The sequence below is a fragment of the Martinezella miluonensis genome, from assembly GCF_900094545.1.
In the GTDB taxonomy this organism is placed as follows: Bacteria; Pseudomonadota; Alphaproteobacteria; order Rhizobiales; family Rhizobiaceae; genus Rhizobium; species Rhizobium miluonense.
The window spans coordinates 12,665-39,624 of sequence record NZ_FMAH01000012.1 but is presented as its reverse complement, the minus strand read 5'-3'; the positions used below and the strand labels follow the sequence as shown (position 1 = coordinate 39,624).

Sequence of the window (26,960 nt, the reverse complement as noted above, 5' to 3'; positions counted from 1 at the left end):
TCCTTCAGCGCAGGGTGGGGTCCAGCCTGTCGCGCAGCCAGTCCCCGACGATCGATATCGAAAGTGTCGTGACAACGATGATCGCGGCGGGTGTCAGCATGATCCATGGTGCGGACTGGATATAGTCGCGGCCGTAGCCAACCATGTTGCCGAGACTGGTCTGCGGCGGCTGCAAGCCGATGCCGAGGAACGATAGGCTGGATTCGAGCAGGATGACGCCAGGGATGTTGAGCGTCATGGCGACGACGATCGTGGTGGAAATATTGGGCAGGATATGTCTTAGGTAAATGCGGGCCGGCGAAGCGCCGATATCGCGGGCGGCAACCGCATAGCCCTGGGCATTCGCGGAAATCGCAAGCCCCCGCGCCATGCGGGTGATGATATCCCAGCCGTTAAGGCCAAGCAGCAACACGAAGATGATGAGAGAATTGCCGAGGAATGCCAGCACGGCTATGGCGATGATCATGAAAGGCATGGCCAGCTGGGCGTCGACCATCATCAGGATCAGCTGGTCGACCCAGCCGCGAAAATAGGCGGCAAGGAACCCCAGCGTCACCCCGATGATGGTGGTGATGATGGTGGCGGCGAGTGCGATGGTGATTGATATGCGGATCGAAGCGATGACGCGGGAAAAGACGTCGCGTCCAAGCTGATCGGTGCCGAGCATGTGCTCGAACGTGCCGCCGAACAGAGCGGGCGGGCGAAGGCGCGCCAGGACATTGGTGGCCATGAAATCATAGGGCGCCAGCCAATGGGCAAAGAGCGCGACAAGAATCATCAGCCCGAGCCAGGCGAGGGAGATCAGCACCAGCGGCGGCCAAGCGGAGAAGAAGGCCCGGAGGCCGCATTTCCTCTGGATAACGCCGCCGAAGGCCGGCGCGTTTTCAACTTCGGCTGCCATCGGAAGTTCTCCTATGATTTGGCCTGGCGTGGCGCGCGCATGCGCGGGTCGATGACGCCGTAGAGAAGATCGACCAAAAGGTTGGACATGACCATCATCGCGCCGATGAGCAGCAGGATGACCTGCACCACCGCCAGATCGCGGGACGTGACCGACGAGATCAACAGACGCCCGATTCCGGGCCACGAGAAGACGCTTTCGACGACGACGGCGCCGCCAACCATTGAGCCGAGCATGAAGCCGAAGATGGTGACGATAGGCACGGCGGCATTGGGCAGTACGTGGCGAATGACGATTTTGGTCCACGGCACACCCTTGGCGCGGGCGGTCCGAACGAAAGGTTGACCGAGCACTTCGACCATTGCTGAACGGGCGTAGCGCGCGATGACCGCAGCGCCGGCGATTGAGAGGGTCACGATGGGCAGTACCATGTGGAGCGGGCTCGAGTAACCGCCTGACGGCAGCCAGCGCAACTGCACCGCAAAGATCAGCGCCAGCACCAGGGCGAGTACGAAGGTGGGCACTGTAAAGCCCAGCACGGAGATCGACATGATCAGCCGGTCGAACACGGAATTGCGATGCAGGGCGGCGGTAATGCCCGCCAAGAGGCCGAGCGCCGTTTTGAGCAGCAGCGTGGGTGCCATGATGGCGAGCGTCGCCGGAAGCCGGTCGAGCACGACGGCGAGGGCGGGCCGGTTCTCGCGCATGGAATTGCCGAGATCGCCGTGCAGCACCGCGACCAGATACTTATAGAACTGTACCCAGATCGGCTGGTCGAGACCCCATTGGCGGCGGAAGGCCTCGATGACTTCCGGCGGCGTATTGGCAACGTCGAAAAACCGGCTCAGCGGATCGCCCGACAGGCGCATCACGAAAAAGGCAAAGGTGACGATGATGAACAGCGTCATCAGCGCTCGCAAAAGTCGCGAGCAGACGAACTGGACCATGCTCAGGCCACCTCCATGCCGGATAGCGAGGGATTGTTGACGAGGTGGCAAGCCACTGCGCGACGGCCCTTTTCGACGAGCTCGGGGCGGATCGAGCGGCAGGCTTTGCGTACCTCTGGGCAGCGGGTGTGGAAGGGACAGCCGGCGGGCATGTCGATGGCGCTCGGCGGATCGCCCTTCAAGACGATACGATTGCGTCTGCTGCGTCCCGGCACCGGCACGGCGGAAACCAGGGCACGGGTATAGGGATGGGCCGGGTTGGCGAAGACTTCACCGACATCGCCCATTTCGACGATTCGGCCCAGATACATGACGGCAACGCGCTCGGCGACCTGACGCACAACCTTGAGGTCATGGCTGACGAAGACGCCGGTGAAGTTGGCGCGGGTGCGGATGTCGTCGAGCACATTGAGAACCTGCGCCTGCACGGAAACGTCGAGCGCGGATACCGGCTCGTCGCAGACCAGCAGCTCCGGATCGATGATGAGCGCCCGGGCGATGATGACGCGCTGGCGCTGGCCGCCCGACATTTCATGCGGATAGCGTGTGCCGTGGTGGGCGAGCAGGCCGATCTGCCCCATGACATCGGCTACATGAGCGCGACGTTCGGCGGCGGAGAGCTCCGGTCGATGGACGATCAGCGGCTCTTCGATCTGCAGCCCCACGGGAATGCGCGGGTCGAGCGCTCCGAGAGGATCCTGGTAGATCATCTGCATGCGCCGGCGCATGCGGCGCCAATCGGCATCCGGCTTGGCACTGACCTTTTCGCCGCCGAAGCGGATTTCGCCGCGGCTGGCGGGTATATGACCGAGCAGCAGCCTAGCCGTCGTCGATTTGCCGCTGCCGCTCTCGCCAACGATGCCGAGCATTTCACCGGGCGCAACGTTGAAGGAAATTCCGTCGACGGCTTTGAGGACCTTGGTGGCGGAGAACAGCAGGCCGCGTTCGCGCACCTTGAAGAGCCGGCTCAAGTTTCGAACTTCCAGCGCGCCCTTCATTGCATGGCTCCCGCCAGGGCATCGCTCGCCGCCACTGACGGAGACATGAGCATGCAGGCGGCGCGGTGCGCAACCTGGCCATCCACCGCGCGCAGCGCCGGCACCGCTTGCGCGCATGTTGTCATGGCCGCGGGGCAGCGCGGTGTGAAGGGGCAGCCGGGCGGCAGTCTATCGGGTGGCGGCACCGTGCCGGGGATGGCGACAAGCCGGCGGCGAGGGCCATCGAGATCCGGCAGCGCGGCAATCAGCCCGCGCGTATAGGGATGAGCAGGCCTGGAGAACAGCGCACTCGTCGGCGTGTCCTCGACCACGCGACCGCAATACATGACGACGACGCGCTCGGTCATTTCCGATACCATGCCGAGATCATGCGAGATCAGGACGAGCGCCATATTGCGTTCGCGACGCAGGTCATCGAGGAGATCGAGGATCTGCGCTTGAATGGTGGCATCCAGCGCTGTCGTCGGTTCGTCGGCGACGAGTAGTTCGGGATCGCCGGCCAAGGCCATGGCGATCATCACGCGCTGGTTCATGCCGCCGGAGAACTCATGCGGATATTCGCCCAAGCGGCGGCGGGCATTGGCGATCCCGACGCGATCAAGCAGACGTTCTGCTTCTTTGCGGGCTTCCGCTCCGCGCAGATTCCGGTGCAGCGCGAGGGCCTCGGTCAATTGCCAACCGATCTGGTGGAGCGGGTTCAGCGAGCTGGTCGGGTCCTGGAAGATCATCGCCACACGACCGCCGCGAATGGCGTTGAGCTGTGGCTCGGGCAAGCCAAGGATCTCGCGGTCGTCGAGTTTGACCGAGCCGTCAACGCGGGCATTGGCACCGAGCAAGCCAAGGCTTGCCATCCAGGTGATCGACTTGCCGCAACCGCTTTCGCCGACGATGCCAAGCGTCTCGCCGCGGTGGATGGATAGATTGACGCCGTGCAGGGCACGCGCCGTGTGGTGGCGACTGCTGAAATCGACGCAAAGGTTGGAAATCTGGACGAGCGGGGCAGCTTCAGCCATGTTGCGTTTCCATCTGCTGTTCGCGCAGGGCGCGCAAGGTGCCACGATCGACGGTAATAAGGTGCCGTTCTGTACCCTCAAGCACCACGCAGCTCAGGACCCCGGTGGCGTAGATGCCCGTGTCGACATTGATGCGGTTGGGCAGGCTCTCGACGCGAGGGCCTGAGGTATGGCCATGCACCACGACCTTTCCAAAGTCCGTTCTTGAGGTCAGAAACCGGTCGCGGATCCATGTCAGGTCTTCTTTGCGCTGCTCCCCGAGGGATCGATCGGGATTCACGCCCGCATGAGCGAAGAAGTAGCCGCCCCGTTGGTAGGATAGTAGCAGGGTGGCGATGAACTCCTTGTGACGCTGCGGCATGCGTGCGACGAGAGCGAGCCGCATGACCTCGGCTGCTACCGGATCGGCCATTGCGCGCATGACCTCCTCGGGGGAGAAGTCGTAGGATGCCAAGGTCTCAAGCCCGCCCTTGCGGCCCCAGAGTGGTAGAACGGCGGCGTCGGTCAGGAACTCATTGAGCCAGGCATCGTGATTGCCGGTAAGGCAGACGATTTCCATCGTCTCGTTGGCGGCATTCTGCTGGGCGGCGATCTGCTCGATGACCGACCGGGAATGCAGGCCGCGATCGATCAGGTCGCCGAGATAGACAATCACCATGCGCTCGACAGGGTGCTGTGCTCGATCGGCGGCGATAGCTGCCTGCATGGCCAGCAGATGATCGAGATGGCCGTGGATATCACCAACGGCATAGATGCGCACGCCTTCGGTGCCGGCCGGCAGCACGTCGCGAAAATGGCTCCAATTGCCGCCGCTCATGTCGATCGGCAGAGGTTGCCGCATAAAGAAGGTGGTCACGAAGTTCGTCCTGCAAGGTCGAGGAAGGCGGCGGACGAGCGTTGAAGCGCCCGCCCGCGCGGTGTCTTTAGTTCTTGATGGCGAAATGGCCCGGCGTGAAGTCCATGGCAAACATCGCCGACGGCGCCCATTCGATGTTCGATCGCTTGCCGTAAAGAATGGCGTTCTGGTGCAGGACGATCATGCCTGGATCTTCGTTCTCGATGATGTCGAGGGCGCGCGTGAAGGCCTTTTTGACCTCGGCTCGATCGGTCGACTTGTTCAGTACGTCGCACAGCCGGTCGAACTCGTCGTTCTGCCACATCCCGGACTTTGGATTGGTCTTGGTGTTGTAGGTGCCGTTCGGGCAGTTGTTGGCCAGAAGCGCTGCCGGGAAGGCGAAATAGGCGGTGTTCGAAAGGTCCTGCATCATGCGGTCGGGGCTCGGATCATTGGGATTATCGATGACCGAAAATTCGATGTTGAAGCCGATGGCACGCAGATTTTCGAGATTGTACTGCGCAATGGTCAATTCGTTGGGATAATAGTTGTTGTGTGCGCGGTAGGTGATCGGTTCGCCCTTGTAGCCGGATTCGGCCAGAAGCTGCTTGGCCAGTTGCGGATTGTACTCCGAGGTCTGGTGATCGGTGGCGAAGAGATCTCCGAACAGTGGATGCTGGAAGCCTTGCGACATCGCGGTGCGGCCGCCCCAGAGCGTCTTGACGATGGTCTGCCGGTCGATGGCATGGCTCAAGGCCTGGCGCACCTTCACGTTCTTGAGAGGGCCGTTGTTCTCGTCGAGAGCGATGAAGCGTACGTTGGCGACGGGACCGCCGACGACACGGAAGTCGGACGAGCCTTCGATCATCGGGACCTGATCGGGACCGACATCGGAGATGATATCATACTCACCCGACATCAGGCCGTTCACGCGGCTGGCAGCTTCCGGCACGACGAGGATGTTAAGCTTGTCGATCGGAGGCTTGCCGCCCCAGTAATCGGGATTGGCGACCATGTGGATGGCCGAGCCGGGCTCGATGTTTTCGACCTTGTAGGGGCCGGTGGCGATCGGCTTGGCCGCCCAGGCGTTCCAGCTGGCGGTTTTCATGAAACCGCGCTTGGAGATGATGGCGGCATAGTTGACGCGGGCGAGGCGGGCTTCGGTATCAAGCGTGGCCTTCTTCATGACGAAGCGGACGGTGAGGTCATTGACGGCTTCAACATGGTCGAGCAACGGCCATTCGGAGGCGCGGCTGGCCGCGACGGTCGCCGGCGGCACGATGCCCTTGCTGCCGTCGGCACGGGTGAAAGTGGTTTCGCCCTTTTCGCGGGCGGTCGTCTGCTCGGGCAGCAGGCCGAAGCGTTCGTCCGAGAATGAGAAGACGACGTCTTCCGCGGTCATGGTGTCGCCGTTGTGGAACTTGACGTTCGGACGCAGCTTGAACTCGAGCGTCTTATCGTCGATCCACTTCCATTCGGTCGCGAGCCCCGGCTTGGAGGCAAGGTTGGGGTCCTGCAGATCAAGCGCGATAAGCTGTTCGAAGACCGAGTTCTGGAATTTGCGTGCCGCTGTGCTGCTGTACTCGACGGTTTCGATCGAGCCGGCATTGCCCATGGACTGGACCGCAACGTTGATGGTGATGTCCTTAGCGATCGCAATGGAGGCGAAGCCGAGGAACAAGCTGCTCATCAGAGCAGCTTTGGTGAAGGTCTTGAGGGTCGTTTGCATATACGTCTCCCGTGAGGCCGCCTGTTCGCGGCATGGCTCGACCGTGATCTACCGAAGAGGGTTCGGCAGACTGCGTGATTGATGGGCGCCGCGAGATCGCCCTCGCAGCGGGAAAAGTTCTAGATGTGGCGCTCGTTACTCGGCTGGCGCCTTGACCACGATTGCCTCGTGGCTGACCGATGGGACCGTCGCCGCCGGCGAGGCCCAGGCCTCGTCGACATAGCTTTGGGTCCCCACACTTCCGAAGCGCAGGTGCGAGGTCTTGCCCTGTGCCGTAGCCGTAAACTCTTCGGAGACCGGGGCGTCGATGGCTTCACCGTTCTCCAGCAATTCGTGCATGACGCGGCCGGTCATGGTGTCCGGCGCGGCAATGCCCAGCATGTGCAGGCACGTCGGCGCCAAATCCGTGATACCGGTGCGGGTGGTGATGACCTGTCCTCCCGCCTTGAGGCCGGCGCCGTCGGCAATCAGCACAGCCGTCAATTCGGCGAGATGCAGGCCGCCATGCGTGCCGCCGCCGACATCGATCTTGTAATTGCCGACATCGCAGGTTGATGTGCCCGGCACGCCGAATTCATTGGGCGTATGGTCGCCGGCGAGGTTGATATAGAGATCGGGTGCGCGCAGATGACCGGCCCCGGTCAATTCCAGCGCCAAAGTACCGTCGATCGTGCCATAGGGCGAACCAGGCTCGATGGCGCGGGTAAAGGTCGCGCCATACCAATCCTGCGCCACGATGGCATCAAAGGCGGCCTGCAGGAGTCCCTTATCGTACTGGCGCAGCCACAGGCCAGGCGCGCGACCGCGGCGGAAGATGATATCGACATCATCGTCGAAACGGGTGGCGGCGCGGATGCCTGCGGCCTTGAAGGCATCGTCGACGTTGATGAAGCGTGTCGAGGTTGAGTGGCCGTGGTCTGAGGTGATGAAAACAGCGATCGCATCGCGCTCGGGCTGATGCTCGCGCCAATCGAGCAGGGTGCCAATGGCCGCATCGCACTGGATCAGGCTTTCAATCTGCCCTTCGGTGCCGAGCCCGTGGAGATGGGAAGCGCTGTCGACTTCGGTCAGCCAGATGATCGAGGCGCTCGGCTTCTTGGCCGACCAGACGGAATTGACGAAGATGTCGACTGCCTTTGCCTCGGCGCCGCGCTCGAAGCCTGTGCTTGGGACTTTGTGGCGTGCCGTGATGTCGATGGCGAGATCGTGCGGGAAGGCGAGCTGCGGATGGCGGACGTTGAAGCCCGTCTGCCCATGTTCTGCACCCTTCCAATTAAGCGCGGTGAACGAACCCTGACCGCTGGAGGTGACGACGGCAAAGGACCTGCCGGCTTTGGCGAGGGTTTCGCTGAGGTTGACCGTATGCACCATGCCGCCGGCATATTGTGCTTCGCCATGGCGCCAATCGTGGATGGTGTCGGTGCCGGCAAGTCTGTTGCCGCCATTGCGGGCGTAGAAATCGTTGCCCAGAACGCCCGTGCTCTCGGGCTTGGCACCATTGGCCAGTGCCGACAGCGCGCCGCGCGTTTCGCTCGGAAACACCGTGCGGTGATCGCTGCTGGCGACGCCCCTTTGCTTCAGGGCGTGAAGGTTCGGCATGGTCACGGCATTGATCTGGTCGGGCCGGAGCCCGTCGACGCCGAGAATGATGACGTGGGCAATGTCACTCATGGTCCGGGTTCTCTGCTGCGGTAGAAACTTGGAGCGCGTCGTCGTCCGCTTTCTCCGGGTAAAGGATGCTGGCGCCAGCCTCTGTGAGAAGAGCGGTAAAACGGGGGGCGAGCTGTTCGTCGGTGACGAAGGTGCTGATATCCTTGAAGGGGATGGACTGGTAGCGGCCAGGTGCACCGATCTTGGTGTGATCGGCCACATAGATGGCGTCGCGCGACTGGCTGACGATCTGCAGCTTGAGCCGCATGTTGTGGCGGGTTTCTTCGACGAGGCCGAAGCGTTCGTCCAACCCGTAGACGCCGACTATGGAGAGATCGAAGCTGCAGTTTTCGATGGCATCGAAAACTTCGTCGCCGATCAGCATCTTGCTTGAGGCATTATATTCGCCACCGGTGAAATGAACACGGTGGCGCTGGCCCGCCTGCAGCGCTTCGCCGATAGCAGGCATATTCGTCATCACCGAAACGGTCGGGCCGTCGCGCATCGCCTCCGCAACGGCAAGCACCGAGGAACCGCCGGTCATGAATATCCATTGATCGGCTTCGATGAGCGAGGAAACCCTGCGGCCCATGGCCTGCTTCCCAGCCCGCTCCATCAGCACACGGTCTTCGAGCGGCGCCTTGCGATCCGACGGGATGGCGCCGCCATAAACACGTCTTAGGGCTCCATTGCGCTCGAGCGCCACCAGGTCGCGGCGCACCGTCTCGGTCGAAACCCCGAATGCCTCGGCCATGGCGGCGATCGACATGCCATGGCCGCCGTTGACGAGGCTGACAATGTTTTGATGTCGACCGGCTGCGGGAAGTTTCGACAAAGGTCTCTCCTTGGTTCGCGGAGAGACTTAGAGGTTCAAAATTACAGTCGCGTGACACCTAATTGAAGTTTGTGTAACGAAATTAAGAGAGGCAACATTATCACACAAAGTCCAACATTCGGCGGCGCAGCTCTACAGACCTGCCGATAGAGCCTTGCTCAGCATGACGCTGCGATAATTGGTGTGGGACCATTGTTCATGGCCAATGAAACGATAGCCAAGCCGGGTATACCAATCGACCAAATGCGTGGCGGGCTCAGCCGTATCGAGCGACAATTCCCGCGCACCACTGGCAATCGCCTGTCGCTCGGCAAAGGCGATCAGCTGGCGGCCAAGCCCCTTGGCCTGCAGGTCGGGCTCGACGCCGAATTGAGCAATGCTCGATACCTCCGGTTGGTCGTACCAGGCACAGCCCTTGGTCTGGCTTGCATTCTTGAACAGGATCGTGCCGCAGATTTTCCCGTCGATTAGGCCGACGAAACACTGACCTTCGGCAATGCGCTTCGCGGTAACCTCATCGCTCTGATGGGTCGCCATAAAGCGCAGCCCCATTCTCGCCAAGCCGCCATACGCGCGATGCAGCAATGCGGTCATTTCGTTTATGGAGTCGGTTTCCATCCATGGGCGTATGACCAGAGTAGAGGAGGTTGGACGTGTCATGTGCGATGCTCGCTGGCTGTCGTTAATATGGAGGTGATGAAAATTGATCTGCCAATACCTTTGAGCAGGACCCTTATGACCGCAGGGAGGTCGTTTTCGCCCTTCGTCGTATCCGCTTGGCTCAACAGGAGAGCTAGAAGCTCAAAATTACGGTTGCGTGACATTTGTTTGAAGTTTGTGTGCCCGGGCACACAGGATGACACTTATCCATAAAGGACCACAGGGAGTGGCAGGCAGTTCCATGCCCTCGCCGGTAAAGCCTCGCTCTGCGTGACGTTGCAATGACCGGCAACGACCTTGCAGACCGCGGACACCAACCAATAGAAGATCAATGACATCAAGATCGTGATTTCGCCGCTGGCCAAGATCGCTTCCGAGGCGATGGGGGGACAGATAATGAGGCCTGTACGCCGGAAAGGCTCGAGCCAGCGATTTGTCCTGCGCCGATGCTTTCATTGCCGCTGGCCTGGAATTGAGCTCATTTCATGCCGCCAATTTCAATAGCCAGGCATCATGGTGTTTGAGGAAGGCCATGAGGCGATTGCTGTAGTCGTCACTAACAGCCTGGCGTACGCTTTCGCGCTCGGCCAAGGCCTCTCGCCAGGGTTTGACGCGCGGCAGCCTATCAAAGACTCCGGTCGGTGTAATGGTGTCGAACACATCGAAATAGCGGAAGATTGGGGCAAAGACCGCGTCGACCAGGCTAAACGATTCGCCGGTGAAAAATGGCCCGGCACCCAATTCGGCCTCAACGCGGCCGAACTTGTCGATAAGGGCGAGGCGCTTGGCTTCATAGGTAGTGGCATCCTTGGCGGTCTCGAAGCCCCACAGGTCTGAAAGGATGGAGGAGCCGAACTCGATCCATCCCCGGTGCAGCGCCCGCTTCAATGGGTCAGCAGGGTGGAGCGGAGCGCCGGGTTGCGTTTCCTCCAGATATTCGCAGATCACGGCGCTCTCGAATAACACCGCTTCGGTTCCATCTTCCCCACTGACGATCAGCAGCGGCACCTTGCCGAGTGGCGAGATGGCATGGAACCAATCGGGCTTTGCCGACAGATCGATATAACGGCGCTCGAAAGGGATGTTCTTTTCGGCAAGGGCGATGGCGGCGCGCTGGACGTAAGGGCATAAATGGTGACTGACGAGGGTCAACTTTGTTTCGGACATGGTGAGTTCTCCTGAAGTCGGTTCAGCGTAAGGGAAGAGTTGGACGGAGTGCATAGCGGCCGTCGCCAAGCAGGAATTGGGCTACGGACAGCACGACGAGGTAGAGCGGATACTCCCAGCCACCGCCCGGCGCGTTGAACACCCACCCATTGCCGCTATGCGCCCAGATGATCGCGCCGAGCAGCGCCGGGAGCAGCGCTAAGGCGACCCAACGGGCATAGATGCCAAGAACCAGCATTAAGCCCCCGACGGCCTCGGCCGAGAAGGTGAGATATGCCAGCCATCCGGGCAGGCCAATCGACTCGAAATAGCTCGCCGTACCGGCAAGTCCGAAGGTGAAAAGTTTGAGCACGATGGAATGGGCGAGATACATCAAGCCGAGGCTGACACGCAGCAGCGTGACGGCATATTCGGTCAGGCGATCATGAGACATGGGCGGAGGCTCCACTGAGTGTAGATGTAATTGCATCTATATTGAGTCTTGCGCTTTCGGTCAATATGGATGTAATTGCATCTATGTCCGAATGTTCAGATGCATCGCAACTCCACCCCTCCATCACCCGCGCATGGGTGCGGCTCATGCGCGCCCAGCAGATTGTCCTCGAGGCGATCGAGCAAGATCTGAAGGCGGCCTCTGTTCCGCCGCTTGGGTGGTATGACGTGCTTCTGGAACTGTCGCGAGCCGAGGACGGTAGATTGCGGCCTTACGAAATCGAGCAGCGCACGCTGCTGGCACAGCACAATCTGTCTCGCCTTCTGGACCGGATGGAAAAGGCCGGGCTCGTTCAGCGGGAAGTATTCTCAGAAGACGGTCGCGGCCGTTGGGTCATCATTACCGACGATGGCCGAACCATGCAGAAGCGCATGTGGAGTGTCTATGCGCCAGCGATCCAGCGTCATCTCGGCGATAAATTGGACGCTGCTCAGGCCGATCAACTGGCCGATTTACTGGCCAAGCTGTCACGCACTCCCTGATTTCTCGAGTAAAAGCGGAAGGGCACGGTTTGCCGTGCCCGCCCAGTCCATCGGCGTCGCTTTGTCTGGAGATCTATGCCAGTCGATCCTTGGCCAGATAGTAGAAATACAACGCGCCGCGCCCAAGGATCTCGTCGTTGAAGTCGTAGGTCGTGGTGTGCAGGCCAGCGCTGTCGCCGTTGCCGATCAGGACATAGGCGCCGGGAACCTTTTCGAGCAGGAACGAAAAGTCCTCGCTTCCCATCAATGGAAGGTCAAGATCGACAAATGCGTCCTCGCCGAAGCGCTGCACGATCATGGATTTTGCTGCTTCCACGGCTTGCCTGTCGTTGATCGTCGCGGGATAGCCGACATGCCAGTCGAAAGAGATATCTGCACCGTAGCTCTTGGCCTGAAATGTTGCGATCTGTTCCACGCGCTCGCGGATCTCCTCGCGCACCATCGGGCTCATCGCCCGCATGCTGATCTCAAGCGCTGCAGTGTCGGGGATGATGTTGGATGCCGAGCCGGACAGGAAAGCGCCGACGGTCACGACTGCAGGCTGGTGAGGGGAGATGTTTCGCGACACCAGCGTCTGGAGCGCCATGACGATGCTGGAGCCGACGACCACGGGATCGACGGTCAATTCCGGCTGCGCACCATGGCCGCCTTTGCCCTTCACGGTCACCGTCACCACGTCGATCGAGGCTGCGATCGGCCCGGCGCGGGTCGTGAAGGTACCGGTTGGAATGCCCGGCCAGTTATGCAGGGCGAAAACCTGATCGCAGGGGAAGCGCTCGAACAAACCATCCTCGATCATCAGCTTGCCGCCGCCAAAATTCTCCTCGGCCGGCTGGAAGATGAAATGCACGGTGCCGGAGAGGCTCTTATCCTGCGACAGCGCCCACGCAGCACCGAGTAGCATGCTCGTGTGGCCGTCATGGCCGCAGGCATGCATGGCGCCCGGATGCTGGCTGGCATAGGGAAGGTTGGTTTCCTCCTGCATCGGCAGGGCGTCGAAATCGGCGCGAAAGCCGATGGCGCGATTGCTGTTGCCAGCGCGAAGGCTCGCGACGATGCCGGTCTTGCCGAGGCCGCGCGTGATCTCGAAGCCCCATTTTTCGAGTTGAGCGGCAATGAAATCGGACGTCTTAAATTCTGAAAGCCCGATCTCCGGCATCTGGTGCAGCCGGTGCCGGATCTCGATAAGCTCCGGCAGGAAATTCTGGAAATTGATGTCGCTCATTTCAGTCCTCATCCCATCCGGAGAAATTGACGAAGCCGTTCGGATTGCGGGTTCCTCATGACGTTCTCAGGGGCGCCACGCTCTTCGACCAGTCCCTTGTGCAGGAAGATCACCTCGCTCGAAATGTCGCGCGCAAGCGCCATCTCGTGGGTGACCATGACCATGGTGCGCCCTTCTTCGGCAAGCTTCTTGATCACCTGAAGCACCTCATTGACGAGCTCCGGATCGAGTGCGGATGTCGGCTCGTCGAACAGCATCACCTCTGGCTTCATGGCAAGCGCACGGGCGATTGCCGCGCGTTGCTGCTGCCCGCCGGAGAGTTGTGCCGGATATTGATCGCGCTTCGGCGTAATGCCGACCTTCTCCATCAAGACTTCAGCCTCAGCGATCGCATCCTTGCGTGACGTGCCGAGAACATGGATCGGTCCTTCGATGATGTTTTCGAGGATCGTCCGGTGAGACCAGAGATTGAAGCTCTGGAAGACCATGCCGAGCCGGGTGCGAATGTGTTCCAGCTGCCGGGGATCCGCAGCATGCATCTTGCCGCCCCGCGCCGAAGCCGTGCGGATGGCTTCGCCCGCCACCGAGATTTCGCCCCTGTCCGGCGTCTCGAGATAGTTGATGCAACGAAGCAAGGTGCTCTTGCCCGAACCGCTGCTGCCGATCAGCGAGATCACATCGCCCTTGCGGGCTTCGAAGGATATACCCTTCAACACCTCGACATCGCCGAAACTCTTGTGGATGTCCTTCACCGAGAGCGCAGTCTCGACCATTTCAATTCCTCCCGAGGCTTTCAAGCTCACTTCCGAGCGGCGCGATAGCGCGTCATGCGGAGCTCGACGATGTTCATGATCCGGGTCAGGATGAAGACCACGGCGAAATAGATGATGCCGGCGGCGATCAGCGGTTCGAAGATCAGCAGCGACTGGCGCTGCAGCATCCGCGCGGTTCCCATCACCTCAAGAATCGTGATCGTCGAGGCGAGCGATGTCGTCTTTAGTAGGATGATGAGATCGCTCGTCAGAACCGGCATGCAGTGGCGGAATGCTTGCGGCAGGGTCACGCGACGAAGGATCGTCCATGGTCTCATGCCGACCGAAAGAGCCGCCTCGATCTGACCGCGCGGAATTGCCTGAATGGCGCCGCGGATGACTTCGGCATTGTAGGATGCCTGGTTCAGGCTGAGTGCTGCAATCGCGTACCAAAGGCCGTCACGCAGATAGGGCCAGAGGAAGCTATGGCGAACCCAGGTTCCAGGCAGGACCTGGCCGAGGCCGTAATAGATCAGATAGATCTGCACCAGCAAAGGCGTGCCGCGAAAGGTGAAGGTGAAGGCGAAGGCGGGCCAGGCCAGCAACCTGTACTTCGACAGGCGGGCGAGCGCGGTCAGCGTGCCGATGACGAGGCCGAAGATGCCTGCCGTTACCGTCAGCAGCAGCGTCAGCGGCATGGCCTTGATGAGGGCAGGCAGGAAGGAAATGACGTTGGTGATCGTTTCCATCAGCGATGCCCCCGGTTCAGGTGCTTTTCGATGCGGCTGATGACGAGAACGGAAACCAGCGTAATAAGCAGGAAGAGCAGGGCCGTCAGGCCATAGAAGAGAATGTATTGCTTGGTGCTGGCGGCTGCGCGGTAGCCGGTATAGAGCAACTCGCTAAACGAGCCGAGCACGGAGATGATGGCGCTTTCCTTGGTGATGGACAGCCAGAGATTGCCCATTCCGGGCACCGCATGGCGCATCATTTGCGGCAGGACGACGCGGGTCAGGATCTTGCGCTGCCGCATACCGATCGACACGGCCGCCTCGATCTGGCCGGGGGGCACCGCAAGATAGGCGGAGCGGAGAACCTCGGTCATGAAGGCACCGGAGACGAAGGCGAGCGCGATGATAGCCGCCCAGAAGGGGCTGAACTGGAAGCTGGAGTCGACGAGGCCGGCATATTTCAGGAAGCGTTCGGCACCGCTTGCGACGGAGAAATAGAGAAGAAGAATGACCAGCAGTTCCGGCAGCGAGCGTACGACCGTCGTATAGATTCCGGCGATGATGCGAAGCGACCGGTGGTGCGAAAGCTTGCCGACGGCTCCCAGGAAGCCGAAAATCACTGCTACTACGTAGGAGACGATCGATACCTGGAGGGTCATCAGCAAGCCCCAGGCAAAATTTGCGCCCCAGCCTTCCGGCCCCCAGCCGAGCAAGTGCCAATATGTGTCCATGCGTTCTACCTGCTCTATGCGGCTTCGCCTGTGGTGGTCAGCCGGACGGCCTTATGTTGCCGATATGCGGAATCGGGCGCCGTCTGCTCATGAAGGCTGCGATGAGGCTGTGGAAGCGATGTCGCGACGGGAGCAGGAGAGGGCGCCGCCGGGCGCGGAAGAGGCCACGCCCGGCGTCACGCAATTACTTCTTGTCGAAGATCCACTTGTCGACGAGCTTCTGCGTCGTGCCGTCCTTGTCGAGTTCGGCAAGGGCCTTGTTGACCTTGCCGAGTGTGTCCGCATCGCTCTTGCGGATGGCATAGGCTACGCCTTCGCCAAGCGTGGTGTTCTTCGGGACTTCGAGCTTCACCTCGTAGTCGGCACCCGCGGGCGACTTCAGGAACGTCTGGATGTAGAGATCCGGGATCAGAACATAGTCGACGCGGCCAGCAACGAGATCGGCAACGGAGTTGTCAGCGGTGTCGTAGCTCTTGGCTTCTGCACCCTTCAGGTACTTCGCGACGTAGGCGGCCTGGACGCTGGAGGTCTGCACGCCGATGATCTTGCCTGATACGATCGACGGATCGAGGATCTTGCCTGCGCCGTCAGGCGCATCGGCCGTGGTGATCTTCGTGCTGTCGGACTTGGCGCCGACGAAGGACGTTCCCTCGGTGTAGTAGGGCGTGCTGAAGTCGACGACCTTGCGGCGGTCATCGGTGATTGAGAAGGCGCCGATGATGAAATCGACCTTCTTTTCGTTCAGCGACGGGATCAGGCCGTCCCAAGCCATCTGCTTGATATCGCACTTGATCTGCATTTTCGCGCAGACAGCGCGGGAAAGATCGGCCTCGAGGCCTTCCCATTGGCCCGCGGAATTGACCTGCGTAAACGGCATATAGGGCTCGGGGGTCATGCCGAGGCGGATGGTATCCTCGGCATGAGCAAAGCCGGCGGACAGTATCAGTGCGACACCGGCGATGATTTTCGATTTGAAGCTGTGCATTCTATTCTCCCGTTTGTTCTTGAGTTTGCTTATCGGCCGTTGCGGTACCAGCGCAGCGACATGCAGGACAGGCCCGCATCGATCTTTCCGATCTCGGTCGTCTTCATCGGCACGACCTTGTAGCCGAGCTTGTCGAGCATCTCGATCGTGCGCGGGAAGTCGGAACCGACCATGACGACATCATTGACGCGCAGCGCGTTGGCAGCCGGCTCCTCGCCTTCCGGAATGATGATCTGCTTGAAATCCTTGAAGACGCCGGAGCGGGCGAGGCGGGCGGTCGACAGCACGCTTTCGTCGTCGAGCAGCGAGCAATCGGTTTTGAAATGCAGCACGCCTTCCGGGGTCGCTACGATCTCAGCCTTGCGGCCGAGCTTGGCGATGCAGGCGGAAAGGGCCTCGGCACCAACCTTGTCGGTGCGTGCGGAAAGGCCGATCATGACGCTCTTCGGCGTCGTCAGCACGTCGCCGCCATCGGCAAAACCTGGGGTCGGCAGGTCAAGCACGGTTTCGAACATATCGCGCAGCGTCGGGGTGATTTCGGCCGTTTCGCCGACACGGCTGACCGCGCCCGGACGAAGGAGGATCGCGCCTTCGGGAAAGACGAGTGCCGGGTCTTCCACGAAGATCGAGTCCGGGAAGGCTTCGAGCGCTGGCAGGATCGTGACTTCTACGCCGGCGTCACGCATGGCGGCGATATAGCCGTCGTGCTCGGCCTTGACGCCTTCATAGGTCGGGTTGCCCCGATCGTCGGCGCGAAGGCCATTGACGACAGAACGCGAAGGCTCGCGGACGATGACGGAATTGAAGTGATAAACTGATCTTGCTTGCGACATTTGCAGGTACCTTTACTTTTGTACGGGCTTCTCTATCCGGCTCAACCGGCGGCGTAAAGCAATTGTGTGGCTGCCGGCTCGCGGCGCGAAAGATGAATTCCGGCGAGCATGCAGCGGACCGATCCGCCGGCGAGCTCGATGGTCGAGACGTCGAATGGCAGCAATTTTGCCGACTGTTCGATCTCTTCGATCTGAGCGGCATCAAGCGCTTCATGGGCCCTGGCGGACAGCACGACCAGCCTACCGTCCTTGCCGTCCAGCTCAATCGCGTTGCCGGCGAAGTTCTCAATCTGCTCGACCGACAGGTCGATGACCTTGCGGCCAGTCTCTTCGAGGCGTGCGATGATTTCGCGCCTCCGGGCGACATCCGGGATCATCTGCGATCCGAGAAGTGCAAAGTCGGTTCCGACGCACATCAGCACGTTGGTGTGATAGATCGCCTTGCCGTTGCGATCGACTGCGTCGAAGACCATCGGCTCGAAATTGAAATGCGTGCAGAATCGTTCCAGTGCCACCTCATTGGTGCGGTTGGAGCGGACGGCATAGGCAACGCGGCCGATATGGTCGAGCACCATGGCGCCGGTGCCTTCGAGATAGACATGGTCTTTCTCAAGGCCGGAATAGTCGATTACGTCCTGGACGCGATAGTCTGTTTTCAGCATCTCGATCACGTCGCTGCGCCGTTCGGACTGGCGGCTCGCCGAATACATTGGATAGATGGCGACATGGCCGCCCGAGTGCGTGGAAAACCAGTTGTTCGGAAAGACGGAGTCGGGCGTTGCGGCTGTCTTGTCTTCGAAGACATGCACGGTCACGCCGGCCGCAGCCAGCCCCTCGGCCATGCGCGTCACCTCGTCGAAGGCGGTGCTGGCTATGGCCGCCGCCGCCCGCTTCTCGTCATTCGACTGGAACGAGTTGTCGTTGGCGGTCATCGGATTCGGCGTGAAGTGATGCGGCCGGATCATGACGACGGACTTCGGCGCTTGTACGGAAAGCTTGCTCATTGCTCAGACATCGCTCCGTCGCAGCACGGATGCTGTCTGACCAGGCAAGAGTGTCTTTATACCGACTGATCGGACCAACCCAGCGACATTGCCGCCGCCTACATAATCAACCACGTGTTTCAGCTCCCTCAGGAAGTTTGATGAGGGCAGCGTAGGTAGGCATAGCGTTAGTTGAAATTTGAGAACTATAGAAATTTTGACAGAAAAGTGAGCATACTGCTTAGTCGCTTTGTTCAAATTGTTCAGTGCACCTTTATGGTGTGCGGATTAGCGTTCGATTTCCTCTTCGCGGGAGGATTGGCGGACTGTGTTCTCTCGGTCTTGCTGGATGCGCTTTCCTACCTGGGCAAGGTGCTCAGCTTCGATCCTCAGCAGTCCCGGAGCGAATTGCTACACGAACGGGAAGGTGACGAAGATACGCCGCATGGAGAGAAACTAAGTGCACATTTGGCGCATCGAGATGCTTGACCTTGGCTCAATAATATTGCTATATGGAAATATAGCTAAAAGGTGATATATGCAGCAAAACCTCGATGCAATCTTCTCGGCACTGTCCGATCCGACACGACGGGCGATCGTCGCCAGGCTGAGCCAGGGCGCCGCCACGGTCGCCGAGCTCGCTGATCCTTTCGATCTGGCGCAGCCTACCATTTCCAAACATCTAAAAGTTCTGGAGGAAGCGGGGCTCATCGCCACGAGGCGGCAGGCGCAGTCACGTCCACGCGAGCTGTGCCCCATTGCATTGAAGGGGATCGCCGATTGGCTCGAAGACTACAGCCACTTCTGGCGAGAGAGCTTCGATCGCCTGGATGCCTACATCGAGAAGACAGGAGGAAACGAAAAATGAATTCCGATCAACTGCGTACGCCCGTCTCGAACGAAATTCGGATGGTGCGAGTGTTCGCCGCAACGCCCGAAGTGATTTTCAAGGCGTGGACCGATCCCGAAATCATGGTGGAATGGATGGGGCCGAAAGGCTTCCGATGCGTTCCGGACAAACTTGAGCTGCGCGTTGGCGGTGCTCACCGCGCCTGCCTCATAGCACCCGATGGCGAGCGCCACTGGGTCGCCGGACGCTATTTGGAGATCAATCCGCCATCGCGTCTCCGCTTCACCCATCATTGGGAGCAAAGCGACGGCGGCATAAGCCCCGAGACGATCGTGACCGTCGATTTGGTCGCATTGGGTGGCTCGACGGAAATGACGTTTCACCAGGGACCGTTCAGCAGTGACGCGTCGCGTGATGGCCACACCGATGGCTGGAACCAGACCTTTGAACGACTGGCGATCCTGCTCAAGCACCAGGTCGAAGAGGGCCGCTGACATGGGGCAACCGATGAAACTCTATTATTGCGAGACGCTAAATCCGCGAAAGGCCTGCGCGGCAGCCCGCTATCTCGGTGTGGACGTCGAGTTCATTCGCGTGGATCTGGCGCGTGGCGAGCAGAGAACGCCCGAATTTCTGGCACTCAATCCGAACGGCAAGGTTCCGGTTCTAACCGATGGCGATTTGCGGCTATGGGAAGCCAACGCGATCATGCGCTTCCTGTCGGATCGGGCGGGTTCGGATTTTTGGCCGGAAGATGCGCGACGGTTCGATATTACACGCTGGATGAGTTGGGATGCTGCCCATTTTACCCGCTATGGCGCAACGATATGGTTCGAGAGGTTGATCAAGCCGTTGTTGGGGCTGCATGAGGACGAGCGGATCATTGAAGAGGCATGTGCAAGCCTCGTGGTGAGTTGCCGGATCATCGACGAACATCTCGCCGGTCGAACATGGACCGTCGGATCTGCGGTAACTGCTGCAGATTTCGCAATCGGTGCCGCACTTCCATACGCGGATGCAATGGGATTCGATTTCTGTCAGTTTCGTCACCTGTCCCGATGGTACGAAGCGCTTGATCGGATCGACGCCTGGCATGATCCATTTCCGCTGAACCTTCAGCGAGATTAGCTAGGCCCCATGCTTACGATTGGAGACATTGATGAGTGCTGCTACTTGCTTGTTACCGTATTCGGCACCGGGTTAGGATTCTCGATGCCCAGAAGTTGGCGTAGCGCCACGGTTGGTCCGACGAGGTCCTGCAGCGTATAACCATCCAGGACCTCGAGAAAGGCTGCAGCCGCGGTTGCAAGCGCGCGCTTGAGCACACAGGCCGGCAGCACCACACAGGCGTTGCCGCCTTCAGCCTCCATGCAGGGGACCAGCGCGAAGTCTGGCTCGCAGGCCCGGACAATATCCCCGACCCTGATCGCCGATGCTTCACGGGCGAGGCGCATTCCTCCTTGACGTCCCCGTATGGTCTCGATCAAACCCTTCCTGCCGAGTTCGTTGGTGATCTTCATCAGGTGAGCCTTGGAGATACTGTAAGCGGCTGCCACGTCGTCGATCGTCGACAAGCTGCCGCCCTTGCGAAGGCCGAGATACATCATCAGCCGCAACGCATAGTCGGAGTAAACTGTCAGCCGCATGAATTCTCTCCCGATTCCATCACAGCATAATAGCAATCAGGCGGCGGAGCGAACTCCAGCCGCCTGATGCTCGTCTTATGCCGCCAGATCGTCGGCTGGACCGAAGAACTCGTAGTGGATCCTGTCTTTCGGTATGCCGGCTCTGTCCAGTCCATTGACGAAGGTCGCGAGGAACGGCTTTGGCCCACACAGATAGATGTCGGCCTCCTTAAGCGGCGTGTTCTCGGCGAGCCACTCAAGGGTCACAAAGCCTTCCTGGTCGTAATGAACGCCCTTCCGATCGTCGGAGTGCGGCGCGCGATAGAAGACTGTAGATCTCATCCCATCGCGACCGAAGATGAGCTTGCGAACATGCTCGCCCATCGCATGAACCTTGCCGTCTTCAGCGGCGTGAACGTAGTAGACATTCGCATTGTTCTCTTTTGCCGCCATGGCTTCCAGCATGCTGACCATCGGCGTCAGACCGACGCCGCCGCTCAGCAAGACGACCGGCCGCGACGTATTCTCCTTGAGTAAGAATTCGCCTGCCGGCGGTGCAACCTCGAGCACATCGCCTACGACCAGTTTGTCATGCAGATAATTCGATATCAGGCCCGAGGGCTCGCGTTTGACGGAAATTCTGTATGTCTCACCGTTTGGAGCGGAGGAGATGCTGTAGTTGCGGCGGTATTCACCCTTTCCGGGCACGACGATCCGGAATGTCAAATACTGGCCTGGGAGATGGCGGACGACTGACCTGCCATCTTCCGGCTTCAGGACGAAGGAGGTGATGACGTCGCTCTCGCGGCGCTTGTCGGCAATGCGGAAACGGCGCCAGCCGGACCATCCGCCTTCGGCAGAGCTTAGCTCATCATAGACCTGCTTTTCCCTGCCGATCAGGATATCCGCCAGGAACCAATAGGCCTCGCCCCAAGCGGCAAGCACTTCGTCGGTTGCGGCATCGCCCAGCACCTGCTTGATGGCCGCAAGCAGGGCATTGGCGACATGCGGATAATGATGCTCCTGGATCTGAAGGCCGACATGCTTTTGTGCGATCCGCTCGACCGCAGGCCCGAGGACTGCGAGGTTATCGATATTTTGCGCATAAGCGAGGATCGCCTGCGCCAGCGCCTTCGTCTGCCCGCCGCCTTCGCCTTGGTGGGACTGGTTGAACAAATTGCGAACCTCCTCGTCCTTGAAAAGCAGCAGGTACATGGCGGCGGTGATCTCCGTGCCGTGGGCCGCAAGCGCGGGTACGGTGGCCCGCACGATTGCCTTGGTTGCCGCGCTCAGTTCTCTAGCCATTTCGGATCTCCATGGTTTTGTTGGTGGCGGCATCGATGTATGCTCTAAAACATATATCTACAATATATCTTTTAGCTTTGAGTCCGTCCTGTGCGGTTCTGTCACAGGCGGGTGTCAATGTGGGGCGGGAGCCAAAGCCAACTGTGGTGATTACACGGAGATCTGAGCGCCAACATCACCGTCACGAGCCGATAGGCGGGTGGTGAATGCAAATAACGGCGATGCCAGGTTATTCGGCGCCGAGTTTTGGCTGGTAGTCGGGCGGCATGATCGGACGGCTGAAGAAACAGAGAGGACCCGCCCGACGGCACCTCACGACCGTCTTTTCGAACGTTTCAGCGGCCTAGACGATCGTTTCGCCGCCATCGACGACGAGGATCTGTCCCGTCATATAGGAGGAGCGGTCTGAGACAAGAAAGAGGATGGGTTCGGCAATTTCCGAAACGTCGGCCCATCGCCCGAGCGGCACCTTTTCAGCGATATAGCCTTCGATGGCGCTGCGTCCACCCATTTGCGTAATGAACGGCGCGTTGAACGGCGTGTCGACCCAGCCGGGGCAGAGCGCGTTGACGCGGACGCCAAACCGGGCATAGTCGCCTGCCATCTGCCGCGTCATGGCGATGACGGCGTGTTTGGACGTGGTGTAGGCGATCATCTCGCGGTCATAAAGGACGCCCGACGATGAGGACGTGTTGAGAATGACGCCTTTGCCAGCTTTCTTCATGATCGGCATGACGAGGCGCGAAGCCATGAAATGCGCGCGGACGTTCAGGTTCCAAGACGTATCGAAACCGGAAACGGCGACGTCCTCCAGATTGCCCGCCACCTGGGCGCCTGCATGATTATGCAGGATATCGATGCGGCCATGTCGTGTTGTAATGGCTGCGATACCGGCTTCGAGGGCCTGATCATCCATGACATCGACCATCATGCTTTCGGCGCTGTGGCCTGCCTCGGCTATCTGGCTCACGGTCTCCTCGGCATTTGCCAAATCGATATCGGCGACAATCACATGCGCGCCTTCGCGCGCCATGATGAGCGCGCCGGCGCGGCCGATGCCGGAGCCGGCTCCGGTGACGATTGCGACCCGATCCTTGAGTATCATGATATTTCCCTGGTCAGTTTGTCGTTGTCTTTTCGCGCATCAGGAAACGCGCGATGAGAATGAGGACGAGCGATGCGATCAGCACCATCGTCGCGATCGCGTTGATCTCTGGCGTGACGCCGCGGCGGATGGAGGCGAAGACATAGATCGGCAGCGTCGTATTGGATCCCGCGACGAAGAAGGCGATGATGAAATCGTCGAAGGAAAAGGTGAAGGCGAGCAGGAAGCCGGCTAGGATCGAGGGCATGATCTGCGGCAGGACGATCTGCCGAAACGTGGTCAGCGGCGTCGCATAGAGATCGCTGGATGCTTCGACGATGTCGCGGCCGAGGCTGGCGATGCGCGCCTTCACGATCATCGTCACAAGCGCCATGGTGAAGAGACCATGTGCCGCGATGATCGAGCCATAGCCGAGCGCGAATTTCGGTGGCTGGTCGCCGGGCCAGACGGCCGCGATCAGCGGGTTGATGACGCCGAAAACTTCCACCAGCGCCACCAGCGTCGCAATGCCGATGACGACGCCCGGAACGACGATCGCGGCGGCAAACAACCCGTCGAAGATGGCGCGCATGCCGGGACCGAGCCGTTCCAGGCCGATCGCTGCCATTGTGCCGAAGATCGCGGCCAGTGCCGCGCTGGTGAAGGCGATGATGAGGCTGTTCTGCAACGCCTCCATTAGGAAGGTGTTCGACAGTGCACGCCCATACCATTGCGTGGAAAAGCCGGTGAACTCGCTCGCATTGCGGCCTGCATTGAAGGAAAACAGCACGACGAGCGCGATCGGCGTATAGAGGAACAGATAGACGAAAGTGACGAGCGCGCGCATCAGACGAGATCCACCTGGCGGGTGCCCGCAACGCGCCAGGCAATCCGCATGGCAACCAAGAGCACGATGACGACGACGGCAACCAGCGTCACGGCGATCGCCGATCCGAATGGCCAGTTGCGCGACTGCAGGAAGAGATCGACCAGCGCATTGCCGATGAAGAACACCTTGCCGCCGCCGAGCAGCTGCGGGATCAGATATTCCCCGAGCAGCAGGATCGTCACCAGCGCCACGCCGGTCATGACACCTGGCAATGACAGCGGCAACGTAATGCCGAAGAAGGTCGAGATGGGCTTGGCGCCAAGATCAGCCGATGCCTCCAGCAGCCGGCGGTCGAGCTTTTCCAGGCTGACATAGATCGGCATGATCATCAGCGGCAGGTAGCCGTAGACGATGCCGAGAAGCACAGCACCCGGCGTGTTGATAAGCCTGACATTCTCTATTCCGAAGTATTCGAGCAGATGCGGGATACCGCGCGCGCCGAGCAGGTACATCCAGGCATAGGTACGCACGAGCAGGCTCGTCCAGAAGGGAACGACGACAAGCGAGACGAGCAGCAGACGACGCTGCGGACTTGCCTTCACCGCCAGATAATAGGCGACCGGATAGGCGACCAGCAGGCAGGCCGCCGCGCCGATCGGCGCAAGAATCAGCGTATTGATGAAGGCTGCCGAGCGCGAGCCGAGATTGGCGAATTGCGCAAAGGTGAAGGCCGCCTGATACCCGCCTTCCGGGGCACGTTCGCCAAAGGCAAAGACGATGATGGCGATGAATGGCAGCACCAGGAAGACGAACAGCCAGATGCTTGCCGGACCGACAAGGGCAGCGGTGACGAGGTGCCGTTTGGTGGCAGGGTTAAGGGGCATCGAGAGGGTCTTTATCCGCCGGTTCGGGATGCGAGGCCGGCCCTGGCCGCCATGGCAGCAGGGGCCGGAGTTGGGCGAGGACGATCAGGCCGACTTGAACCGTGCCATCAGCTCGGCGCGGCTCGGATCGGTGAGCGTAACGGCGGCACCGAATTCCAGCGGCGTCAGCGCAGCCTCATCCGGATAGACGATTTTGTTCGACGTGACATCCTTTGGCAGCAGTGTGATGACGCGGCTGTCGGTGGTGGGCGCCCCGTTGGCGATGTGCTCCTTCACCGCGTTCTTCGGATCCATAAGATAATTGAGCAGCGCGTAGCCGGCCGCCTTGTTCGGCGCATCCTTCGGGATCGCATAATAGTCGGTCCAGATCTCGCCGCCGTCCTTGCCGAGCACATAGGCAAGCTCGGGCATGTCGCGGTTGAGCTGCGCGCCGTCATTGGTCCAGCACATCGTCAGCCAGGCGTCTGTCGAACGCATGGACGGCTGATAGTCGGAATTGATGGCGAAGAGATGCGGCTTGACCTTGATCAGCAATTCTTCGGCCTTGGCGAGTTCTTCCGGCTTGATCGAGTTGAAATCGTAGCCAAGGGAAACCAGCGCGCTGCCGATGGTCGTCAGCTGATAGTCGTGCACCATGGCGCGGCCATCGGCCTCCGTCTGGGCGATTTCGAAGAAATCTTTCCAGCTTGAAAGCTTCCTCTTGATCTTTGAGGTGTTGACGGAGAAGCCGGTCGTGCCCCAATTTTTCGGCACGGCATAGGTCTTGCCGCCGATCTGCCCTTCCTTGGTGAAACGCGGGCTTTCGGTTGCCTGGCTAAAATTCGGGATCTTCGAAAGATCAAGTTCCTCGATAAGGCCGAGCTTGTGATGGGTTGAAATCGTGTAGTTGGTGGGCACGAACAGTGACCAGCCGGAGGCGCCTGCCTGCAGTTTCGCGAGCATTTCCTCGTTCGAGCCGAAGACATTGACTTCGACTGCGACGCCGGTCGCTGTCTTGAAGTTCTCGAAGGTTGCGGGGTCGTGATAATTCGGCCAGGTTGCGATCGACATCTGCGTGCCGAGTTCGCCTGCGGCATAGGCCGGCGTCGAAAGCGCGCCGGGGATGCGCGACAACACCGCCGTCGCAAGGCCGAGGCCGGTGATGCCCAGGAAGTGACGGCGGCTGACAGAGCCGCGCTTCAGGCGCATGAATTCATCCATGAAGCCTTCGGCTGAAATGGGGAGATTGTCCTTATAATCCTTGCTCATGATGCTGTTCCCTTGTTTTGGCTTATGCATTCGATGCTGGAAAGACATGTAAGGCTGCCGGATCGAAGCGGAGGAAAACCTGTTCGCCCGGCCCCACGAGATCGCTCTCGCTCATGCTGCGGCGATCCGAAGTGATCAAAAAGTCGCCCAGTCCTGGAACGGTGACCGCGTATTCCGCTGACGATCCCAGGAAGATGCGGTGTGTCACGGTGCCTTTGAAAGACTTGCCTGATGCCGCCATCTCGCGGCTCAGATGGATCGCCTCGGGGCGCAATGCCGCAATCGCTGCTCCCGGTGCGAGACGCTTGCCGGCCGAAAGTGCCGAGCCGTCGGCAAGGCGAAGCGTTTCGCCATCGGCTTCCATCATCGCCTCTATGCGGTTCGTCTTGCCGACGAAATCGGCGACAAAAAGATCGGCCGGACGATCATAGACTTCCTGCGGCGTGCCAAGCTGCCGGATGCGGCCGGCGCTCATGACGCAGACGACATCGGCCATCGACAGCGCTTCCTCCTGGTCATGGGTGACGAGAACGAAGGTGATGCCGAGTTCGCGCTGCAGCGTCTGCAGCTCGATCTGCATGGCCGAGCGCAGCTTCTTGTCGAGGGCGGCCAGCGGTTCGTCGAGCAGGAGTACGGAGGGGCGATTGACGATGGCGCGCGCCAGCGCGACGCGCTGCTGCTGCCCGCCTGACATTTCATGAATGCGCCGCTTGGCGAAGCCGCCGAGCCGGACCATCTCGAGCGCTTCGGCCACACGCCGGTCAATCTCGGCAGCGCCGACCTTTGGCCGCATCTGCTTCAGCCCGTAGGCGACGTTCTGCGCGACATTGAAATGCGGAAAGAGCGCATAGTGCTGGAACACCATGTTCACAGGGCGCCGGTAGGCTGGAACGCCATTCATCTCGCGCCCGTCGATCAGCACCGTGCCCTCGCTCGGCTGTTCGAAACCGCCGATCATGCGCAGGCAGGTCGTCTTGCCGCAGCCGGAAGGTCCGAGAAGCGCCAGGAATGCGCCCTTGGGCACATTGAGATTGATGTCCGTTACGGCTGTCACGGCGCCATAGGCTTTTGTGACCGAACGGAATTCGATGTCGTTCGTTGAAGCGGATGCCACGTTTGTTCCCTGCGGTTGGTCGGCAGTCTTGATCTGCCTTATTGCCACCGTCGTTAAGGAAAGAGTAAGCC

General features: G+C 60.2%; 30 protein-coding genes. 5 read left to right on the top strand and 25 right to left on the bottom strand.

Annotated features, from left to right (window positions below):
• Nucleotides 1-4: 4 nt before the first annotated feature.
• The 11 genes from GA0061102_RS12740 to GA0061102_RS12690 form a co-directional block, all read right to left on the bottom strand.
• Nucleotides 5-901 (bottom strand): ABC transporter permease, encoded by an 897-nt coding sequence (locus GA0061102_RS12740; protein WP_092847633.1) that lies wholly within the window; start codon nucleotides 899-901, stop codon nucleotides 5-7.
• Nucleotides 902-912: 11 nt separating this feature from the next.
• Nucleotides 913-1,848: an ABC transporter permease gene (locus tag GA0061102_RS12735; RefSeq protein ID WP_092847630.1), complete on the bottom strand. Its 936-nt coding sequence runs from the start codon at nucleotides 1,846-1,848 to the stop codon at nucleotides 913-915.
• A gap of 2 nt (nucleotides 1,849-1,850) precedes the next feature.
• Nucleotides 1,851-2,846, bottom strand: coding sequence for an ABC transporter ATP-binding protein (locus GA0061102_RS12730; RefSeq protein WP_092847626.1), 996 nt, complete (start codon nucleotides 2,844-2,846; stop codon nucleotides 1,851-1,853).
• Nucleotides 2,843-3,859: an ABC transporter ATP-binding protein gene (locus GA0061102_RS12725; RefSeq protein ID WP_092847620.1), complete on the bottom strand. Its 1,017-nt coding sequence runs from the start codon at nucleotides 3,857-3,859 to the stop codon at nucleotides 2,843-2,845. The genes GA0061102_RS12730 and GA0061102_RS12725 overlap by 4 nt, the downstream gene beginning before the upstream one ends.
• The gene (locus tag GA0061102_RS12720; protein ID WP_092847617.1) at nucleotides 3,852-4,715 is read right to left on the bottom strand and encodes a metallophosphoesterase; all 864 of its coding nucleotides are present in this window, start codon (nucleotides 4,713-4,715) and stop codon (nucleotides 3,852-3,854) included. The genes GA0061102_RS12725 and GA0061102_RS12720 overlap by 8 nt, the downstream gene beginning before the upstream one ends.
• 67 nt (nucleotides 4,716-4,782) lie before the next feature.
• Nucleotides 4,783-6,423: an ABC transporter substrate-binding protein gene (locus GA0061102_RS12715; RefSeq protein WP_092847611.1), complete on the bottom strand. Its 1,641-nt coding sequence runs from the start codon at nucleotides 6,421-6,423 to the stop codon at nucleotides 4,783-4,785.
• A gap of 135 nt (nucleotides 6,424-6,558) precedes the next feature.
• On the bottom strand, nucleotides 6,559-8,094 hold the full coding sequence (locus GA0061102_RS12710; protein ID WP_245297994.1) for an alkaline phosphatase family protein: 1,536 nt from the start codon (nucleotides 8,092-8,094) through the stop codon (nucleotides 6,559-6,561).
• Nucleotides 8,087-8,908 carry a DeoR/GlpR family DNA-binding transcription regulator gene (locus tag GA0061102_RS12705; RefSeq protein WP_092847604.1) on the bottom strand — a complete coding sequence of 274 codons (822 nt, stop codon included), beginning with the start codon at nucleotides 8,906-8,908 and terminating at the stop codon, nucleotides 8,087-8,089. The genes GA0061102_RS12710 and GA0061102_RS12705 overlap by 8 nt, the downstream gene beginning before the upstream one ends.
• Before the next feature lie 132 nt (nucleotides 8,909-9,040).
• On the bottom strand, nucleotides 9,041-9,568 hold the full coding sequence (locus tag GA0061102_RS12700; protein ID WP_092847601.1) for a GNAT family N-acetyltransferase: 528 nt from the start codon (nucleotides 9,566-9,568) through the stop codon (nucleotides 9,041-9,043).
• A 483-nt stretch (nucleotides 9,569-10,051) separates the two neighbouring features.
• Complete coding sequence (locus tag GA0061102_RS12695) at nucleotides 10,052-10,735, bottom strand: glutathione S-transferase family protein (protein WP_092847598.1); 684 nt, start codon at nucleotides 10,733-10,735, stop codon at nucleotides 10,052-10,054.
• 22 nt (nucleotides 10,736-10,757) lie between these two features.
• A complete protein-coding gene (locus GA0061102_RS12690) occupies nucleotides 10,758-11,168 on the bottom strand; it encodes a DoxX family protein (RefSeq protein WP_092847595.1) in 411 nt (136 codons plus the stop codon).
• Nucleotides 11,169-11,251: 83 nt separating this feature from the next.
• Between GA0061102_RS12690 and GA0061102_RS12685 the strand changes: the two genes are divergently transcribed.
• A complete protein-coding gene (locus tag GA0061102_RS12685) occupies nucleotides 11,252-11,710 on the top strand; it encodes a MarR family winged helix-turn-helix transcriptional regulator (RefSeq protein ID WP_092847591.1) in 459 nt (152 codons plus the stop codon).
• A 73-nt stretch (nucleotides 11,711-11,783) separates the two neighbouring features.
• Here GA0061102_RS12685 and GA0061102_RS12680 read toward each other — a convergent pair whose 3' ends face one another.
• The 7 genes from GA0061102_RS12680 to ctlX all read right to left on the bottom strand — a co-directional run bounded on the left by GA0061102_RS12680 (nucleotide 11,784) and on the right by ctlX (nucleotide 17,971).
• Complete coding sequence (locus GA0061102_RS12680; protein ID WP_092847588.1) at nucleotides 11,784-12,935, bottom strand: M20 aminoacylase family protein; 1,152 nt, start codon at nucleotides 12,933-12,935, stop codon at nucleotides 11,784-11,786.
• Nucleotides 12,936-12,943: 8 nt separating this feature from the next.
• Nucleotides 12,944-13,708, bottom strand: coding sequence for an ABC transporter ATP-binding protein (locus GA0061102_RS12675; RefSeq protein WP_092847585.1), 765 nt, complete (start codon nucleotides 13,706-13,708; stop codon nucleotides 12,944-12,946).
• A 26-nt stretch (nucleotides 13,709-13,734) separates the two neighbouring features.
• Nucleotides 13,735-14,436 (bottom strand): ABC transporter permease, encoded by a 702-nt coding sequence (locus GA0061102_RS12670; protein ID WP_092847578.1) that lies wholly within the window; start codon nucleotides 14,434-14,436, stop codon nucleotides 13,735-13,737.
• Complete coding sequence (locus GA0061102_RS12665; RefSeq protein ID WP_092847568.1) at nucleotides 14,436-15,149, bottom strand: ABC transporter permease; 714 nt, start codon at nucleotides 15,147-15,149, stop codon at nucleotides 14,436-14,438. Before GA0061102_RS12665 ends, GA0061102_RS12670 begins: the two co-directional genes overlap by 1 nt.
• Nucleotides 15,150-15,333: 184 nt before the next feature.
• A complete protein-coding gene (locus GA0061102_RS12660; protein WP_092847560.1) occupies nucleotides 15,334-16,134 on the bottom strand; it encodes a transporter substrate-binding domain-containing protein in 801 nt (266 codons plus the stop codon).
• Nucleotides 16,135-16,163: 29 nt separating this feature from the next.
• Nucleotides 16,164-16,967: a dimethylarginine dimethylaminohydrolase family protein gene (locus GA0061102_RS12655; protein ID WP_092847557.1), complete on the bottom strand. Its 804-nt coding sequence runs from the start codon at nucleotides 16,965-16,967 to the stop codon at nucleotides 16,164-16,166.
• Nucleotides 16,968-17,008: 41 nt separating this feature from the next.
• Nucleotides 17,009-17,971, bottom strand: coding sequence for a citrulline utilization hydrolase CtlX (gene ctlX / locus GA0061102_RS12650; RefSeq protein WP_092847552.1), 963 nt, complete (start codon nucleotides 17,969-17,971; stop codon nucleotides 17,009-17,011).
• 207 nt (nucleotides 17,972-18,178) lie between these two features.
• On the opposite strand from ctlX, the gene GA0061102_RS12645 reads away from it, so the two are divergent.
• From GA0061102_RS12645 to GA0061102_RS12630, 4 genes are read left to right on the top strand one after another with little or no spacing between them, the layout of a single operon-like run.
• Nucleotides 18,179-18,439: a hypothetical protein gene (locus GA0061102_RS12645; protein ID WP_139115054.1), complete on the top strand. Its 261-nt coding sequence runs from the start codon at nucleotides 18,179-18,181 to the stop codon at nucleotides 18,437-18,439.
• Between the two features lie 49 nt (nucleotides 18,440-18,488).
• Entirely contained in the window at nucleotides 18,489-18,818 is a 330-nt protein-coding gene (locus tag GA0061102_RS12640) for an ArsR/SmtB family transcription factor (RefSeq protein WP_092847542.1), read from the top strand.
• The gene (locus GA0061102_RS12635) at nucleotides 18,815-19,294 is read left to right on the top strand and encodes an SRPBCC family protein (RefSeq protein WP_092847534.1); all 480 of its coding nucleotides are present in this window, start codon (nucleotides 18,815-18,817) and stop codon (nucleotides 19,292-19,294) included. The genes GA0061102_RS12640 and GA0061102_RS12635 overlap by 4 nt, the downstream gene beginning before the upstream one ends.
• Before the next feature lie 13 nt (nucleotides 19,295-19,307).
• Entirely contained in the window at nucleotides 19,308-19,928 is a 621-nt protein-coding gene (locus GA0061102_RS12630; RefSeq protein ID WP_092847898.1) for a glutathione S-transferase family protein, read from the top strand.
• Nucleotides 19,929-19,969: 41 nt separating this feature from the next.
• Here GA0061102_RS12630 and GA0061102_RS12625 read toward each other — a convergent pair whose 3' ends face one another.
• From GA0061102_RS12625 to GA0061102_RS12595, 7 genes are all read right to left on the bottom strand, one after another.
• The gene (locus GA0061102_RS12625; protein WP_092847526.1) at nucleotides 19,970-20,446 is read right to left on the bottom strand and encodes an RrF2 family transcriptional regulator; all 477 of its coding nucleotides are present in this window, start codon (nucleotides 20,444-20,446) and stop codon (nucleotides 19,970-19,972) included.
• Between the two features lie 75 nt (nucleotides 20,447-20,521).
• The gene (gene hmpA, locus GA0061102_RS12620; RefSeq protein ID WP_092847523.1) at nucleotides 20,522-21,730 is read right to left on the bottom strand and encodes an NO-inducible flavohemoprotein; all 1,209 of its coding nucleotides are present in this window, start codon (nucleotides 21,728-21,730) and stop codon (nucleotides 20,522-20,524) included.
• A gap of 343 nt (nucleotides 21,731-22,073) precedes the next feature.
• Nucleotides 22,074-22,835, bottom strand: a complete 762-nt coding sequence (locus GA0061102_RS12615; protein ID WP_092847520.1) for an SDR family NAD(P)-dependent oxidoreductase — start codon at nucleotides 22,833-22,835, stop codon at nucleotides 22,074-22,076.
• 13 nt (nucleotides 22,836-22,848) lie between these two features.
• A complete protein-coding gene (locus GA0061102_RS12610) occupies nucleotides 22,849-23,661 on the bottom strand; it encodes an ABC transporter permease (protein WP_092847517.1) in 813 nt (270 codons plus the stop codon).
• A complete protein-coding gene (locus tag GA0061102_RS12605; RefSeq protein ID WP_092847513.1) occupies nucleotides 23,661-24,527 on the bottom strand; it encodes an ABC transporter permease in 867 nt (288 codons plus the stop codon). The genes GA0061102_RS12610 and GA0061102_RS12605 overlap by 1 nt, the downstream gene beginning before the upstream one ends.
• A gap of 84 nt (nucleotides 24,528-24,611) precedes the next feature.
• Nucleotides 24,612-25,775, bottom strand: a complete 1,164-nt coding sequence (locus GA0061102_RS12600) for a polyamine ABC transporter substrate-binding protein (RefSeq protein ID WP_092847511.1) — start codon at nucleotides 25,773-25,775, stop codon at nucleotides 24,612-24,614.
• Between the two features lie 22 nt (nucleotides 25,776-25,797).
• Entirely contained in the window at nucleotides 25,798-26,889 is a 1,092-nt protein-coding gene (locus GA0061102_RS12595) for an ABC transporter ATP-binding protein (RefSeq protein WP_092847508.1), read from the bottom strand.
• Nucleotides 26,890-26,960: the final 71 nt, after the last annotated feature.

Excerpts from the sequence above, each read along its gene's own strand:
- GA0061102_RS12740 (WP_092847633.1), bottom strand. The coding sequence starts at position 901 with ATGGCAGCCGAAGTTGAAAACGCGCCGGCCTTCGGCGGCGTTATCCAG.
- GA0061102_RS12735 (WP_092847630.1), bottom strand. The coding sequence starts at position 1,848 with ATGGTCCAGTTCGTCTGCTCGCGACTTTTGCGAGCGCTGATGACGCTG.
- GA0061102_RS12730 (WP_092847626.1), bottom strand. The coding sequence starts at position 2,846 with ATGAAGGGCGCGCTGGAAGTTCGAAACTTGAGCCGGCTCTTCAAGGTG.
- GA0061102_RS12725 (WP_092847620.1), bottom strand. The coding sequence starts at position 3,859 with ATGGCTGAAGCTGCCCCGCTCGTCCAGATTTCCAACCTTTGCGTCGAT.
- GA0061102_RS12715 (WP_092847611.1), bottom strand. The coding sequence starts at position 6,423 with ATGCAAACGACCCTCAAGACCTTCACCAAAGCTGCTCTGATGAGCAGC.
- GA0061102_RS12710 (WP_245297994.1), bottom strand. The coding sequence starts at position 8,094 with ATGAGTGACATTGCCCACGTCATCATTCTCGGCGTCGACGGGCTCCGG.
- GA0061102_RS12700 (WP_092847601.1), bottom strand. The coding sequence starts at position 9,568 with ATGACACGTCCAACCTCCTCTACTCTGGTCATACGCCCATGGATGGAA.
- GA0061102_RS12695 (WP_092847598.1), bottom strand. The coding sequence starts at position 10,735 with ATGTCCGAAACAAAGTTGACCCTCGTCAGTCACCATTTATGCCCTTAC.
- GA0061102_RS12690 (WP_092847595.1), bottom strand. The coding sequence starts at position 11,168 with ATGTCTCATGATCGCCTGACCGAATATGCCGTCACGCTGCTGCGTGTC.
- GA0061102_RS12685 (WP_092847591.1), top strand. The coding sequence starts at position 11,252 with ATGTCCGAATGTTCAGATGCATCGCAACTCCACCCCTCCATCACCCGC.
- GA0061102_RS12680 (WP_092847588.1), bottom strand. The coding sequence starts at position 12,935 with ATGAGCGACATCAATTTCCAGAATTTCCTGCCGGAGCTTATCGAGATC.
- GA0061102_RS12675 (WP_092847585.1), bottom strand. The coding sequence starts at position 13,708 with ATGGTCGAGACTGCGCTCTCGGTGAAGGACATCCACAAGAGTTTCGGC.
- GA0061102_RS12670 (WP_092847578.1), bottom strand. The coding sequence starts at position 14,436 with ATGGAAACGATCACCAACGTCATTTCCTTCCTGCCTGCCCTCATCAAG.
- GA0061102_RS12665 (WP_092847568.1), bottom strand. The coding sequence starts at position 15,149 with ATGGACACATATTGGCACTTGCTCGGCTGGGGGCCGGAAGGCTGGGGC.
- GA0061102_RS12660 (WP_092847560.1), bottom strand. The coding sequence starts at position 16,134 with ATGCACAGCTTCAAATCGAAAATCATCGCCGGTGTCGCACTGATACTG.
- GA0061102_RS12655 (WP_092847557.1), bottom strand. The coding sequence starts at position 16,967 with ATGTCGCAAGCAAGATCAGTTTATCACTTCAATTCCGTCATCGTCCGC.
- ctlX (WP_092847552.1), bottom strand. The coding sequence starts at position 17,971 with ATGAGCAAGCTTTCCGTACAAGCGCCGAAGTCCGTCGTCATGATCCGG.
- GA0061102_RS12640 (WP_092847542.1), top strand. The coding sequence starts at position 18,489 with ATGCAGCAAAACCTCGATGCAATCTTCTCGGCACTGTCCGATCCGACA.
- GA0061102_RS12635 (WP_092847534.1), top strand. The coding sequence starts at position 18,815 with ATGAATTCCGATCAACTGCGTACGCCCGTCTCGAACGAAATTCGGATG.
- GA0061102_RS12630 (WP_092847898.1), top strand. The coding sequence starts at position 19,308 with ATGAAACTCTATTATTGCGAGACGCTAAATCCGCGAAAGGCCTGCGCG.
- GA0061102_RS12625 (WP_092847526.1), bottom strand. The coding sequence starts at position 20,446 with ATGCGGCTGACAGTTTACTCCGACTATGCGTTGCGGCTGATGATGTAT.
- hmpA (WP_092847523.1), bottom strand. The coding sequence starts at position 21,730 with ATGGCTAGAGAACTGAGCGCGGCAACCAAGGCAATCGTGCGGGCCACC.
- GA0061102_RS12615 (WP_092847520.1), bottom strand. The coding sequence starts at position 22,835 with ATGATACTCAAGGATCGGGTCGCAATCGTCACCGGAGCCGGCTCCGGC.
- GA0061102_RS12610 (WP_092847517.1), bottom strand. The coding sequence starts at position 23,661 with ATGCGCGCGCTCGTCACTTTCGTCTATCTGTTCCTCTATACGCCGATC.
- GA0061102_RS12605 (WP_092847513.1), bottom strand. The coding sequence starts at position 24,527 with ATGCCCCTTAACCCTGCCACCAAACGGCACCTCGTCACCGCTGCCCTT.
- GA0061102_RS12600 (WP_092847511.1), bottom strand. The coding sequence starts at position 25,775 with ATGAGCAAGGATTATAAGGACAATCTCCCCATTTCAGCCGAAGGCTTC.